The organism is Pseudomonas aeruginosa (genome assembly GCF_001457615.1).
Classification (GTDB): Bacteria; Pseudomonadota; Gammaproteobacteria; order Pseudomonadales; family Pseudomonadaceae; genus Pseudomonas; species Pseudomonas aeruginosa.
The window spans coordinates 257,957-271,161 of the sequence record NZ_LN831024.1; the positions used below are offsets into that span (position 1 = coordinate 257,957).

The following is a 13,205-nucleotide window of genomic DNA, read 5'->3' on the forward strand; positions in this document are numbered from 1 at the left end:
AATAACGCCACCGGCGTTATCCGCCGATACACCGAAGCCCGGCGGCGGATAACCGCAAGCGGTTATGCGTCCTACGCGATGCCGACCCCTGGGGTAGGGCGAATAACGCCATCGGCGTTATCCGCCGATACACCGAAGCCCGGCGGCGGATAACCGCAAGCGGTTATGCACCCTACGCGACGCCCACCCTTGGGGTAGGGCGAATAACGCCACCGGCGTTATCCGCCGATACACCGAAGCCCGACGGCGGATAACCGCAAGCGGTTATTCGCCCTACGCGATGCCTACCCTTGGAGTAGGGCGAATAACGCCATCGGCGTTATCCGCCGATACACCGAAGCCCGGCGGCGGATAACCGCAAGCGGTTATGCGTCCTACGCGATGGGGCAGTTTCACCCCGCATCCGCGTGACTGACCAACCCCTTCAGCAGCACCGCGGCGGTGGCCAGTGCAGCCGGCAGCACCAGGGCGGTCAGCACCTGTTCGAAGTTCCAGCCCAGGCCCAGCAGGGTGGCGCCGATCCAGGCGCCGAGGATGGCGCCGAAGCGGCCGATACCGAGCATCCAGGAGACCCCCGTGGCCCGCCCCTGGGTCGGATAGAAGCGCGCCGCCAGCGACGGCATCGCCGACTGCGCGCCGTTGATGCACATGCCGGCCAGCAGCACCAGGGTCGCCAGCAGGGTGACCTGGCCGAGGCTCTGGCCGACGCACCAGGCGAACACCCCCGCCAGCAGGTAGAACAGGCCGATCACCTTGTGCGGGTTGAAGCGATCCATCGCCCAGCCCACCGCTACGGCGCTGAGCACCCCGCCGAACTGGAACAGCGCGCCGATGAACGCCGCCTGCTCCAGGCTCGCGCCGCTATCGCGCATCAGGGTCGGCAGCCAGCTGGTGAGCAGGTAGACGATCACCAGGCCCATGAAGTAGGTCAGCCAGAGCAGCAGGGTGCCGGCGCTGTAGGTACCGGAAAAGATCACCGCGAACACGTTGCGGGCCTGCACCGTCTGCTGCTCGGGGACGTGGAAACTCCGTGCCAGCGCCACCTGCGCCGGGGCGATGGGGGCCAGCACCTGGCGTACCCGCTCGCTGCCGCGGTTGCGCACCACCAGGTAGCGCGCCGATTCCGGCAGGCGGAACAGCAGGACTACCGCCAGGACCAGCGGTAGCAGGCCGCCGAGCAGCAGCAGGCTGTGCCAGCCGAACAGCGGGATCAGCTTCGCCGAGACGAATCCGCCGCAGGCCATGCCCAGGTTGAAGCCACAGAACATGCTGGTCACCAGCAGCGACTTGAGGCGCTCGGGGGTGTATTCGGAAAGCAGGGTGGTGGCGTTGGGCATCGCCGCGCCGAGGCCGAGGCCGGTGAGGAAGCGCAGCGCCAGCAGTTGCTCGACGTTGGTGCTGTAGGCCGAGGCCAGGCTGAACAGGCCGAAGAGGAAGACCGCCGCGACCAATACCAGCTTGCGTCCGTAGCGGTCGGCCAGCGGTCCGGAGCCGAGGGCGCCGAAGACCATGCCGATCAGCGCGGCGCTCATCACCGGCCCGAGGCTGGCGCGGTCGATGCCCCAGTCCTGGGTCAGCGCCGGAGCGATGAAGCCCATCGCGGCGGTGTCGAGGCCATCGAGGAAGACGATCAGGAAGCACAGCAGGACGATCCGCCATTGGTACGGCGAAAGCGGCTGGGCATTGATGAAGGCTTGCACGTCGAGTCGTTCGACGGCGGGCAGGCTGGGGCTGTTCATGGGACGGGTTCCGCGGCGAGAGTGAGGGCGTGGGACGAGGGTCGGACGCGTGGCTCAGGTGCAGGCGGCGGAAGGCAAGGCGTGCTGCGGCATGTCGGGATTCCCCTGTTGTTTTTGTAGCGGAGGCGCTCGGCCTGCCGGGGTGCAGACACATTACGGAGGGCCATGGGGAGTGGCAATCCGATAATCGTTTATCGGTTCGCTGATCGAACGAAACCCTGTGAAATCTCGACCTTCGCCAGGCTGTGAAAATCCGGAACCAGATTCTAGAATCCTGCCTTTCCTCGACTCAGGAACGCCCCTCCATGGCCGGTAGCCTCATCGAACGCGCCCTCGGCTTGCTCGAACTCCTCGCCAGCGATGCCCGTGGCCTGCCCCTGCAACAACTGGCGGACCGCCTGGATATCCCCAAGAGCGCCGCGCACCGCATGCTCGCCGAGCTGATCCGGCTCGGCTACGTGCGCCAGGACGACGACACCAGCCGCTACCGCCTCAGCACCCGCCTGGCCGCGCTGGGCTTCCGCTTTCTCGCTTCCAGCGGGGTGGTCGACCTGGTCCAGCCGGTGCTCGACGGGCTCGCCCGGGAGACCGGCGAACTGGTGCGCCTGGGGGTGATCGAAGGCGATCGCCAGACCTGGATCGCCAAGTCCCAGGGCGCCACCTCCGGGCTACGCTACGACCCCGACATGGGGCGCGAGGCGCCGCTGTTCTACACCGCATCCGGGCACGCCTGGCTGGCCAGCCTGAGCGACAAGGCGGCGCTGGCGCTGGTGGAGCGCCAGGGCGTAGGGGCGGCGCGGGACTTCGGTCCCAACGCGCCGCGCTCCAGGAGCGAGCTGCTGCGCTACCTGAAGCGCGCCCGCGAGCACGGCTATGCCTGGCAGATCGAATGCTCGGCGCCGGGCATGGCGGCGATGGCCGCACTGGTGCGCCACCCCGAGGACGGACGGGCTCTCGGCGTGCTCAGCGTGGCCGGGCCGAGCGCACGCTTCGGCGAGGCGCGCATGCACGAACTGGCGCCCCTGCTCCTGGCCGCGGCGCAGGACCTGTCCCACGCCAGCCAGGCGTCCGAGCTGTTCCGCTGAGCCATCCGGCCCGGCCCCAGTCCTTTCCCGACATCAGCGTTCGAATAGCGAACGCTTTCTTGCCTGTCACGAGCCCGCATGCGGCGGGCCTTTCCGCACTTCCATGGATGCCCCGGCGGTAGTGCCGTCTCGAACCGCTCTTGCGCGGGGCCAGCCATTCGTTCAAATAATCTCCCTCGCTAAATCTGGAACGACGTTCTGGAATCTTGAAGCGAACAAGAAAACAACGATTGGGGACCGCCTTGGACGCACCGCTTCGCATCGCCCTCATCGGCGCCGGCAATATGGGCCGCCAGCATTACCACCGCTTGCAGCGAATCGCCGGTGCGCGCCTGTGTGCGGTGGCCGATCCCCAGGGCCAGGCGTTCGCCGCGGATGCCGGCGTGCCCTGGTTCGGCGATCATCGGAGGTTGCTGGAAGAAGCCCGGCCGCAAGCGGCGATCGTCGCCAATCCGAACAACCTGCATGTCGCCACCGCCCTCGACTGCCTCGCCGCCGGGGTGCCGCTGCTGCTGGAAAAACCGGTCGGCGTGCAGCTCGACGAAGTGAGCGAGCTGGTGGCCGTCGCCCGGCGATCTGGCGTTCCGCTGCTGGTCGGTCACCATCGTCGGCACAATCCGCTGGTCGTGCGGGCGCGCCAATTGATCGCCGAGGGCGCGCTCGGTCGGTTGCTGTCGGTCACCGCGCTCTGGCAGTTGAAGAAGCCCGACAGTTATTTCGAGGTGGCCTGGCGTCGCGAGCCCGGCGCGGGAATGTTGCTGACCAACCTGATCCATGACCTCGACCTGCTCCGCCACCTGTGCGGGGAAGTGCGGGAGGTGCAGGCGCTGGCCGGCAACGCCATCCGTGGCCTGCCCAACGAAGACAACATCGCGCTGCTCCTGCGCTTCGCCAATGGCGCCCTGGGCAGCCTGTCCGGTTGCGACGCTGCGGCGGCGCCCTGGAGCTGGGAGCTGGCAGCCGGGGAGAACCCGGTCTATCCGCGCCAGGCCGAGCAACCCTGCTACCTGCTGGCCGGCACCGAGGGTGCCCTGAGCCTTCCCCAGCTCCGCCGCTGGCGCTACGCCGAGGCCCGGCAGGGCTGGCACGACCCGCTGGCGGCCAGCGTGGAGGCCGTGGCGACAGGCGATCCCCTGCAACGCCAGCTAGAGCACTTCGTCCGGGTCGCGCGGGGCGAGGAAGCGCCATTGATGGATGCCACCGACGCCGCTCGCACCCTGGCGCTGGTCGAGGCGGTTCGCGAGGCCGCGCGCAGTGGCCGGGCCTGCGCGCCGGCCAGTTTCTGAACCGCTGACGATGAGGTAGTGCATGGAATCGAGGATTCTTTCCCTGGCGGCGCTCACCGTGCTCGAGCTGTCGCCCCCGGACATGGTCGAGGCTGCCGCCCGCGCCGGCTACAGTCATGTCGGCCTGCGCCTGGTGCCGGCCACCGTGGAAGAGCACCACTATCCGCTGCTGGCCGATGCCGGCCTGCGCCGGCGGACCCTGGCGCGGCTGCGCGACAGCGGAGTGCGCACGCTGGACGTGGAGATCCTGCGCCTGCGTCCGGACACCCGCGTCGGCGAGTTCGCCGCGGTGCTGGAGGTCGGCGCCGAGTTCGGCGCGCGCTATGTGCTGGTGGCCGGCAACGATGACGACGAACGGCGCAGCGCGGACAATTTCGCCGCGTTGTGCGACCTGGCGCGGCCGCTCGGCCTCGACCCGCACCTGGAGTTCATGCCCTGGACCGGGATCCGCGACCTGCGGCAGGCCGCGCGGGTGGTCGAGGCGGCGGCGCGGGACAACGCCGGCCTGTTGCTGGACGCCTTCCATTTCGACCGCTCGGCCAGCAGCCTGGAAGACCTGCGGGCGATCCCGCCTGCGCGCCTGGGCTACGCGCAACTCTGCGATGTCGTCGGGCCGCGTCCGACGTCGATGGACGAAATCCTTCGCCAGGCCCGCGAGGAACGGCGTTTCCCTGGCGATGGCGGGCTCGATCTGCTGGCGCTGCTGCGCGCCCTGCCGGAGAACCTGCCGCTGAGCCTGGAGGTGCCCGCGCTGGATTTGCTCGCGCGCGGCGTGGATGGCACGGAGCGGGCGCGGCTGGCGATCGAGCGGACCCGGGCGCTGCTCGCCCGCCTGTAGCGCCACCGCGCAGGCAGGTTGCCCGTTTGCATAATGGAACGGGGTTCTATAGTTTCCAAACGTTGAAGCCGATCGTTTCTTTCCTCGATGGCGGGTACCGTCAGAATAAATAGCCTGCTATCGATTTGCCCTGGTGCCCGGACCCTCCGATGAACGCATCCACCTCCCCGCTGCCCGCCAGCGACCAGACCCTGCGCGGCATCCTGCTGATCTGTGCCGCGGTGTTCCTGTTCGCCAGCCACGACGGGTTGTCCAAGTTCCTTTCCGGTTTCTACCCGATCGTCATGGTGGTCTGGGCCCGCTACCTGGTGCACACCCTGCTGATGGTCGCCGTGTTCGTGCCGCGCAACGGCCTCGCGGTGATCCGCAGCCGCCGTCCGCTCATGCAATTGGCGCGGGCGCTGTGCCTGATCGGCACCAGCCTGTTCTTCACCACCGGCCTGCGCTACCTGCCCTTGGCCGAGGCGACCGCGGTGAACTTCCTGGCGCCGCTGCTGGTGACCGCGTTATCCGTGCCGTTGCTGAAGGAGAAGGTCAGCCTCGGTCAATGGCTGGCGGTGCTCACCGGCTTCATCGGCGTGCTCTTCATCGTGCGTCCCGGTGGCGCGCTGTTCACCCCGGCGGCGTTGTTCCCGCTCGGCTCGGCGCTGTGCTTCGGGCTCTACCAACTGCTCACGCGGATGCTCGCCAACAGCGACAGCCCGACCACCAGCAACTTCCTCGCCGGCATCTTCAACACGCTCATCATGAGCCTGCTGGTGCCGTTCTTCTGGCAGACTCCAAGTCTTCTCCACGGCCTGATGATGATCGCCCTGGGCGGTTGCGGCATGGGCGGCCACCTGCTGCTGACCCAGGCCTTCCGCCATGCGCCGCCGGCGACCCTGGCGCCGTTCAGCTATGGCCAGATCATCTTCGCCGGCCTGCTCGGCCTGCTGGTGTTCGGCCACGTGCCGGATGCCTGGGCGCTGCTCGGCATCCTCGTCATCTGCGCCAGCGGCCTGGTGGTCGCCTGGCGCCGTGGCCGCTGAACGCAACGGGGTCGGCGCGTAGGCTTCACAACAGGCTCAGCGGATAGCTGACGATCAGCCGGTTCTCGTCGAAGCGGGTATTGCTGCCCCAGTCGCGGCGCTGGCTGGAGTTGCGCCAGCGGACGTTGAGACGCTTGAAGGCGCCGCTCTGCAGCGTGTAGCCCAGCTCGCTCTCGCGTCCCCATTCGCTGCCGTCGTCGGTGACTCCGGCCAGGCGCACATGGTCGCCATGCAGGTAGCGGGTCATGAAGGTCAGGCCGGGTAGGCCGAGGCCAACGAAGTCGAAGTCGTAGCGCAGTTGCCAGGAGCGCTCGCCGGGATTGTCGTAGCTGGCGTTGTAGCTGTCGTTGGCCAGGGTTCCGCCGCTGGTGCCGTTGACCCGCATCCAGCCGTCGTCGCCACTGACCTTCTGCAGGCCGAGATAGAGGGTATGCAGCCCGTAGCGCGCGGAGAACAGCGCGGAAACGGTGCGGTTATCGAGCTTGCCGGCGCGCGCGCTGCCAGCGTCGCGGCCACGGAATCCGCCGAGGTTGGCGCCCAGCAGCCAGTCGCCGAGCGGCTGGCTGTGTTGCAGTTGCAGGTACTGTTGGCGGTAGATGTCCTTCAGCTCGGCGTTCCACAGGCCGAGCAGGCTGCGTTCGCCATTGAAGCGATATTCGCCGCCGGCGAAATCGAAGCGGTCGGAAGTGGCGGCTGGCCGGCCGAACAGCGACATGTCCTGCATGCTTGCGTCGTTGCGCGGGCTGTTGCCGCGGAACTGGCCGGCGTAGAGGGTCAGGCCGGCGATCTCGTTGGCGCTGAGCTGGCCGCCGCGGAAGGTCTGCGGCAGCGAGCGGCCATCGTCGGAGCGGAGGATCGGCAGCACCGGCATCCATTCGCCGATCTTCAGTTCGCTGTTCGAGACGCGCAGCTTGCCGGCCACCGCCAGGCGTCCGAAGTCGTCGGCCGGGCGGCCGTCGTCGTGGATCGGCAGCAGTTGGGTGCCGGCCGTTCCCTTGCCGCCATCCAGCTTCAGGCTGTAGAGACCGAGGACATCGAGGCCGAAGCCGACGCTGCCCTGGGTGAAGCCGGAGCGGGCGTCGAGGATGAAGCTCTGCGTCCACTCCTCGGCCTTGCCCTGGCTGGCATCGCCGACGAAGTTGCGGTGCAGGTGGAAATTGCGCGCGGTGAGGCTGGCCTTGGCATCTTCGAGGAAACCTTGCCCGGCATGGACTGGCAGGCCGGCGCCCAGGCAGAGGGAAGCGCAGAGCGCGCGGACGTGGCTCGGGTGCGACATGGGTGTGTCCCTTCGTTCTTGTTCTTTAGGCAGGGAGGTGCCCGGCGAGCGCCGGGCGCTTGGACTCAGGCTTCGATCCGGCGCGGAGCCATGAAGTACAGCCAGGTCAGGGCGATGAAGTACATCGCCGGGATCATGGTGAAGAGCACCGCGTAGTTGTTGTTCGTCGCGGTCAGTACGCCGCCGACGATCTGGGTCATGAACATCCCGCCCAGCGCCGCGCACATGCCGCCGAAGCCGAACACCGTGCTCATCAGGTGCTTGGGCGTGTAGTCCATCACCAGGCTCCAGATGTTCGCCGTCCACGCCTGGTGTGCGCCGACCGCCAGGGCGATGGCCAGCACGGCGATCCACAGGCCGCTGGCGTTGGCGGCGAACACCACGCCGACGATGGTGCAGGCGAACAGCAGCATCGACAGCAGGCGCGCGCGGATCGCCGGCATGCCGCGGCCGATCAGCCAGGACGAAAGGATGCCGCCGCCGACGCTGCCGAAGTCGGCGGTCAACCAGATCAGGATCAGCGGGATGCCCATCTGCGTCACGCTGATGCCCAGGCCGTACTGCTGGTTGAGGAACGGCGGCAGCCAGTAGAGGTAGAACCAGAACACCGGCGCGGTGATCGAGTAGGCCAGGGCGAAGGCCCAGGTGCCGCGGCGGCGGAGAATCTGCGAGAAGGGCACGCGGGTGGCGGGCGGCTCCTCCTGCTGCTGGATGTATTCCAGCTCGCTCTGCTTCACCCGCGGATGCTCCTCGGGGTTGTAGTAGTTGCGCCACCAGAACACCAGCCAGACCAGGCCCAGCGCCGACATGCAGAGGAACGCCGCCTGCCAGCCCCAGACGCCGAGGATCAGCGGCAACAGGGCCGGGGTGACCATCGCGCCGACATTGGTGCCGGCGTTGAAGATGCCGGTGGCCACCGCCCGTTCCCCGGCGGGGAACCACAGGCGGGTGGTCTTCACGCAGGCCGGGTAGTTGGCCGCCTCGGTCAGGCCGAGGATGAAGCGGCAGACCATGAAGCCCGCCGCCGAGGTCGCCAGGCCGTGGGCGCCGGTGGCCAGGCTCCAGAGCAGCACGGCGAGGAAGAACGCGCGCTTGACCCCGACCTTGTCGATGAAGCGGCCCTGGAGGATGAAGCCGATGGCGTAGCCGACCTGGAACCAGAAGTTGATGTTGGCGTAGTCCATCGCCGTCCAGCTCATCTTCTCGGCCAGGATCGGCTGCATCACGCCGAGGGCGGCGCGATCGATGTAGTTCAGGGTGGTGGCGAAGAACACCAGGGCGAGCATGCCCCAGCGCGTCCGGCCGACGGCGAAGGCGTTGCGGATCCTGCCGCCGCGGGATTCCCGCGGGGCGTCGGCGGCGAGCAGTCGAGAGCTGGAAGAGTGGATCATTGACGGGGCCATCCTTTCGGCGGCCGGCGCCTGGGCGCCCGGCCTGGATTTGTCGTTCTGGGTTGCACGCGGGCGGGCCAGGGGCCGCGCCGGTGTCAGCGGGCCAGGGGCGGTCGGGCCGGACGAGCGGCCAGCGGACGGGATGGAGGGCGGACGGAGAGGTCGGCGATGGACATGAGCGGGTACCCGATTCTTGAAATTGTTATGTCGCGTGGGTTGCGCAGGTGCCCGGAAAGAAGCGCGGAGCGCTTCCGGCAGATCGGGACGGCCTGCACGGGTGGCAGCGATGGTGCGCGATTGGTCGAAAAAGCGTCAATTCGATAATCGTGCTTCCGTTCGATATTCGAACGGAATACTAACCAGTTCGTACATTTTGCGTTGCCCGGCAGTTGGCGCAAACCAATAATCGGCTTGCCGGGCGAGCGGTCTCAGCGACCCGAAGTGGCTTCCCGGCGCATCCCGCGCGGGCTATCCGCGCCTCCGCCGTTCCGCCGCCGGCCCTCGCGCGGCGCCAGGCGCCGTAGGGCGCATTGAGGAGTCGAAGCATGCAGCGTTCGATCGCCACCGTATCCCTGAGCGGCACCCTGCCGGAAAAGCTCGAGGCCATCGCCGCCGCCGGTTTCGACGGGGTGGAAATCTTCGAGAACGACCTGCTTCATTACGACGGCAGCCCGCGCGACGTACGCCGGCTGTGTGCCGACCTGGGCCTGGAGATCCTGCTGTTCCAGCCGTTCCGCGACTTCGAGGGCTGCCGCCGGGAACGCCTGGGGCGAAACCTGGAGCGCGCCGAACGCAAGTTCGACCTGATGCAGGAACTCGGCACCGACCTGGTGCTGGTGTGCAGCAACGTCGCTGCCGATGCCCTCGGCGAACCGGCGCTGCTGGCCGATGACCTCCGGCTGCTGGCCGAGCGCGCCGCCGTCCGCGGCCTGCGCATCGGCTACGAGGCGCTGGCCTGGGGGCGCCAGGTGAACACCTGGGAGCAGGCCTGGGACCTGGTGCGGCGGGCCGACCAGGCTAACCTCGGGCTGATCCTCGACAGCTTCCATACCCTTTCGCTGGACGGCGATCCGCGCGGCATCGCCGATCTTCCGGGGGAAAAGATCTTCTTCGTGCAAGTGGCCGACGCGCCCTTGCTGGCAATGGACGTGCTGGAATGGAGCCGGCACTTCCGCTGCTTCCCGGGTCAGGGCGGCTTCGACCTGGCAGGCTTCCTCGCGCCGGTCGTCGCGTCCGGCTATCGCGGTCCGCTGTCGCTGGAGGTCTTCAATGACGGCTTCCGCGCCGCGCCGACCCGCGCCAACGCCGTCGACGGCCTGCGCTCGCTGCTCTACCTCGAGGAGAAGACCCGCGAGCGCCTGCAACGCCAGACGCCGCACGTGGCGGTGGACGAGCTGTTCGCGCCGCCGCCGGCGAGCCTCTGCGACGGCATCGAGTTCCTCGAGTTCGCCGTCGACGAGACGCTCGGCGCGCGCCTTGGCCAGTGGTTGCAGCGACTGGGCTTCGCCAGGGCCGGCGAGCACCGTTCGAAGAATGTCAGCCTGTTGCGCCAGGGCGACATCAACCTGGTACTGAACGCCGAGCCCTATTCCTTCGCCCACGGTTTCTTCGAGGCCCACGGACCGTCCTTGTGCGCCACCGCGCTGCGCGTGCGTGACGCCGGCCAGGCGCTGGAGCGCGCTCGTGCGTACGGAGGCCAGCCGTACCGCGGACTGCTCGGCCCCAACGAGCGGGAAATCCCGGCGGTGCGCGCCCTCGACGGCAGCCTGCTGTATCTGGTCGAGCGGCACACCGAGGGCCGCAGCATCTACGACAGCGACTTCGTGACGAACGACGCCGACACCTCCGGCCTCGGCCTGCGACGCGTCGACCACGTGGCCCTGGCGCTGCCCGCCGAAGGCCTGGACAGCTGGGTGCTGTTCTACAAGAGCCTGTTCGACTTCGGCGCCGATGACGAGGTGGTGCTGCCCGACCCCTATGGCCTGGTCACCAGCCGTGCCGTGCGTAGCCCCTGCGGCAGCGTGCGCCTGCCGCTGAACATTTCCGAGGACCGCAACACCGCCATCGCCCGATCGCTGTCCAGCTATCGCGGTTCCGGCGTGCACCACATCGCCTTCGATTGCGCCGACATCTTCGCCGCCGTGGCCGAGGCCAAGGAGGCCGGGGTCGCACTGCTGGAAATCCCGCTGAACTATTACGACGACCTCGCCGCGCGCTTCGACTTCGACGACGAGTTCCTCAGCGAACTGGCCTACTACAACGTCCTCTACGACCGCGACGCCCAGGGCGGCGAGCTGTTCCATGTGTTCACCGAGCCGTTCGAGGAGCGCTTCTTCTTCGAGATCCTCCAGCGCCGCCACGGCTACGCCGGCTACGGCGCGGCCAACGTGCCGGTGCGCCTGGCGGCGATGGCGCAAGCGCGGCGGGGTGTGCGCCGGGTCAAGCTGTGAGAATTGTCGGGGCTCCGGCAGGTGCTCTTCCTACAGCCGGGCGGGCCCCGCATAATCGGCCGCAATTCCCGCCGGCCACGAGTGAGTCACCGATGTCCAAGCCTGATCCCGCCGTCGTGGAGGAATCCGCTCCGCGCGGCAAGGGACGCAAGAACAATCCCGAGAAGACCCGCCAGGACATCCTCCGCGCCGCCATCGACGAGTTCGTCGCCCAGGGCCTCTCGGGTGCGCGGGTGGACGCCATCGCCGAGCGCACGCATACCTCGAAGCGGATGATCTATTACTACTTCGGCAGCAAGGAGCAGCTCTACCAGGCCGTGCTGGAGAAGCTCTACAGCGACATCCGCGGTATCGAGGGCACCCTGCGGCTGGGCGCGCTGCCGCCGGCCAAGGCGATGGAGAAGCTGGTGGAGTTCAGCTTCGACTACCACGACCGGCATGTGGATTTCGTGCGCATCATCAGCATCGAGAACATCCACAAGGGCGAGCACATCGCCAGCAGCGAACTGGTGCAGAGCGTCAACAGCTCGATCGTCCAGAGCATCGCCGAGATTCTCCGCCGCGGCGAAGCGGAAGGGGTGTTCCGCGCCGGGCTGGAGGCGCTCGACGTGCACATGCTGATCAGTTCGTTCTGCTTCTACCGGGTGTCCAATCGCTACACCGTGTCGCGGATCTTTCGCACCGACCTGCACGACGCCGAGGTTCGCCAGCGGCACCGGCGGATGATTGGCGAGGCGGTATTGCGCTACATCCGTGCCTGACTCCGGTCCCCTCTCCCCTTGGCGGGAGAGGGGCGCCATTCAGTCGCCCAGGCTGGCGAAGTGCGCCTGCATGCGCGCGGCGTCGGCCGCCACCCCGCTGAACAGTTCGAATGCCTTCACCGCCTGGAACACCGCCATGGTGCCGCCGTCCAGTGTGCGGCAGCCGAGGGCGCGGGCCTGGCGCAGCAGCTCGGTTTCCAGCGGAAAGTAGATCACCTCGGCGACCCACAGGTCGGCGCGCAACAGTTCCGCCGGCACCGGCATGCCGGGTAGCTTGGCCATGCCCACCGGGGTGGTGTTGACCAATCCCTGGGCGTCGCCCAGGGCGCCGGCCAGGTCGCTGCCGGCGAGCGCTCGTGGCGCGCCGAAGTGCTGGTTGAGGTTGTCCGCGAGGGCCTGGGCCCGCGCCGGGTCGACGTCGAACAGGACCAGCCGCTCGACGCCCTCGGCGAGCAGCGCATGGGCCACTGCCGCGCCGGCGCCGCCCGCGCCCATCTGCACCACGCGCTGGCGCGGCGCGCCGGCCAGGCCGCGCCGAAAGCCCTCGGCGAAGCCCAGGCAGTCGGTGTTGTGGCCGATGCGCCGGCCATCGCGCAGCACCACGGTGTTCACCGCGCCGATGCCGCGTGCCTCGGCGGAGAGGTCGTCGAGCAGGGGGATGATCGCCTGCTTGCAGGGGAAGGTGACGTTCAGCCCGGTGAAGCCGAGGTCGCTGGCGGCGGCGAGCAGGAACTCCAGGTCGTCCGCCGACTTGCCCAGCGGGTCGAGATCGATCAGCCGGTACAGATAGCGGATGCCCTGGGCGTCGCCCTCGCGCTCGTGCAGGGCAGGGGTCCGCGACGCCTGGATGCCGGCACCGATCAGGCCGGCGAGAACCGATCGCGGCGCGCTCATGCGGCCGCCTCGAAACGCTCGGCGAAATGTTCCAGGGCCAGGCGGTAGCCGAGGCTGCCGAATCCGCAGATCACTCCCAGCGCCACCGGCGAGACGTAGGAGTGGTGGCGGAACGCTTCGCGCTGGTGGACGTTGGACAGGTGCACTTCGACCACCGGCAGTTCCACCGCGGCCAGGGCGTCGCGCAGCGCCACCGAGGTGTGGGTCCAGGCGGCGGGGTTGATGACGATGCCGGCGACCCGGCCGCGGGCCTGGTGGATCCAGTCGAGCAGTTGGCCTTCCTGGTTGGTCTGGCGGAAGTCCACGGCGAAGCCGCGCGTCTCGGCGAAGGCCGCGCATTCGTCGGCGATTTCGCCCAGGGTCCGCCGGCCGTAGGTCTGTGGCTCGCGGGTGCCGAGCAGATTCAGGTTGGGGCCGTTCAGGACCAGTACCGTGCGCGTCATGGCGCAGCCTCCAC

The 13,205-nt window shown here is 68.3% G+C and carries 11 protein-coding genes; 6 read left to right on the forward strand and 5 right to left on the reverse strand.

Features of this window, described 5'->3' with window-relative positions; translation table 11 throughout:
• Window positions 1-392: 392 nt before the first annotated feature.
• A complete protein-coding gene (locus AT700_RS01165) occupies window positions 393-1,739 on the reverse strand; it encodes a 4-hydroxybenzoate transporter PcaK (protein WP_003101875.1) in 1,347 nt (448 codons plus the stop codon).
• A gap of 305 nt (window positions 1,740-2,044) precedes the next feature.
• Here AT700_RS01165 and AT700_RS01170 point away from each other — a divergent pair, with 305 nt between their 5' ends.
• The 4 genes from AT700_RS01170 to AT700_RS01185 all read left to right on the forward strand — a co-directional run bounded on the left by AT700_RS01170 (window position 2,045) and on the right by AT700_RS01185 (window position 5,976).
• On the forward strand, window positions 2,045-2,824 hold the full coding sequence (locus tag AT700_RS01170; RefSeq protein WP_003101874.1) for an IclR family transcriptional regulator: 780 nt from the start codon (window positions 2,045-2,047) through the stop codon (window positions 2,822-2,824).
• A 242-nt stretch (window positions 2,825-3,066) separates the two neighbouring features.
• Window positions 3,067-4,110: a Gfo/Idh/MocA family protein gene (locus tag AT700_RS01175; RefSeq protein WP_043087161.1), complete on the forward strand. Its 1,044-nt coding sequence runs from the start codon at window positions 3,067-3,069 to the stop codon at window positions 4,108-4,110.
• 22 nt (window positions 4,111-4,132) lie between these two features.
• Window positions 4,133-4,948 carry a sugar phosphate isomerase/epimerase family protein gene (locus tag AT700_RS01180; protein ID WP_003101868.1) on the forward strand — a complete coding sequence of 272 codons (816 nt, stop codon included), beginning with the start codon at window positions 4,133-4,135 and terminating at the stop codon, window positions 4,946-4,948.
• 149 nt (window positions 4,949-5,097) lie between these two features.
• Entirely contained in the window at window positions 5,098-5,976 is an 879-nt protein-coding gene (locus tag AT700_RS01185; RefSeq protein ID WP_003101866.1) for a DMT family transporter, read from the forward strand.
• Between the two features lie 25 nt (window positions 5,977-6,001).
• Here the strand turns inward: AT700_RS01185 and AT700_RS01190 are convergent, their stop codons facing one another.
• Both AT700_RS01190 and AT700_RS01195 read right to left on the reverse strand, forming a co-directional pair.
• Window positions 6,002-7,252, reverse strand: a complete 1,251-nt coding sequence (locus tag AT700_RS01190) for an OprD family porin (RefSeq protein ID WP_004352036.1) — start codon at window positions 7,250-7,252, stop codon at window positions 6,002-6,004.
• Window positions 7,253-7,317: 65 nt separating this feature from the next.
• Window positions 7,318-8,643 (reverse strand): MFS transporter, encoded by a 1,326-nt coding sequence (locus tag AT700_RS01195; RefSeq protein WP_003101861.1) that lies wholly within the window; start codon window positions 8,641-8,643, stop codon window positions 7,318-7,320.
• A 545-nt stretch (window positions 8,644-9,188) separates the two neighbouring features.
• On the opposite strand from AT700_RS01195, the gene quiC reads away from it, so the two are divergent.
• Complete coding sequence (gene quiC / locus AT700_RS01200; RefSeq protein ID WP_048520703.1) at window positions 9,189-11,093, forward strand: 3-dehydroshikimate dehydratase QuiC; 1,905 nt, start codon at window positions 9,189-9,191, stop codon at window positions 11,091-11,093.
• Between the two features lie 92 nt (window positions 11,094-11,185).
• Window positions 11,186-11,854: a TetR/AcrR family transcriptional regulator gene (locus AT700_RS01205; RefSeq protein ID WP_003101858.1), complete on the forward strand. Its 669-nt coding sequence runs from the start codon at window positions 11,186-11,188 to the stop codon at window positions 11,852-11,854.
• A 39-nt stretch (window positions 11,855-11,893) separates the two neighbouring features.
• Here the strand turns inward: AT700_RS01205 and AT700_RS01210 are convergent, their stop codons facing one another.
• A complete protein-coding gene (locus tag AT700_RS01210; RefSeq protein WP_004346798.1) occupies window positions 11,894-12,748 on the reverse strand; it encodes a shikimate dehydrogenase in 855 nt (284 codons plus the stop codon).
• Window positions 12,745-13,191: a type II 3-dehydroquinate dehydratase gene (gene aroQ / locus AT700_RS01215; protein ID WP_003106162.1), complete on the reverse strand. Its 447-nt coding sequence runs from the start codon at window positions 13,189-13,191 to the stop codon at window positions 12,745-12,747. The genes AT700_RS01210 and aroQ overlap by 4 nt, the downstream gene beginning before the upstream one ends.
• Between the last annotated feature and the right edge of the window lie 14 nt (window positions 13,192-13,205).

Coding starts and splice junctions, on each gene's coding strand:
- AT700_RS01205 (WP_003101858.1), top strand. CDS start 11,186: ATGTCCAAGCCTGATCCCGCCGTCGTGGAGGAATCCGCTCCGCGCGGC.
- AT700_RS01195 (WP_003101861.1), bottom strand. CDS start 8,643: ATGATCCACTCTTCCAGCTCTCGACTGCTCGCCGCCGACGCCCCGCGG.
- quiC (WP_048520703.1), top strand. CDS start 9,189: ATGCAGCGTTCGATCGCCACCGTATCCCTGAGCGGCACCCTGCCGGAA.
- AT700_RS01210 (WP_004346798.1), bottom strand. CDS start 12,748: ATGAGCGCGCCGCGATCGGTTCTCGCCGGCCTGATCGGTGCCGGCATC.
- AT700_RS01170 (WP_003101874.1), top strand. CDS start 2,045: ATGGCCGGTAGCCTCATCGAACGCGCCCTCGGCTTGCTCGAACTCCTC.
- AT700_RS01185 (WP_003101866.1), top strand. CDS start 5,098: ATGAACGCATCCACCTCCCCGCTGCCCGCCAGCGACCAGACCCTGCGC.
- AT700_RS01165 (WP_003101875.1), bottom strand. CDS start 1,739: ATGAACAGCCCCAGCCTGCCCGCCGTCGAACGACTCGACGTGCAAGCC.
- AT700_RS01180 (WP_003101868.1), top strand. CDS start 4,133: ATGGAATCGAGGATTCTTTCCCTGGCGGCGCTCACCGTGCTCGAGCTG.
- aroQ (WP_003106162.1), bottom strand. CDS start 13,191: ATGACGCGCACGGTACTGGTCCTGAACGGCCCCAACCTGAATCTGCTC.
- AT700_RS01190 (WP_004352036.1), bottom strand. CDS start 7,252: ATGTCGCACCCGAGCCACGTCCGCGCGCTCTGCGCTTCCCTCTGCCTG.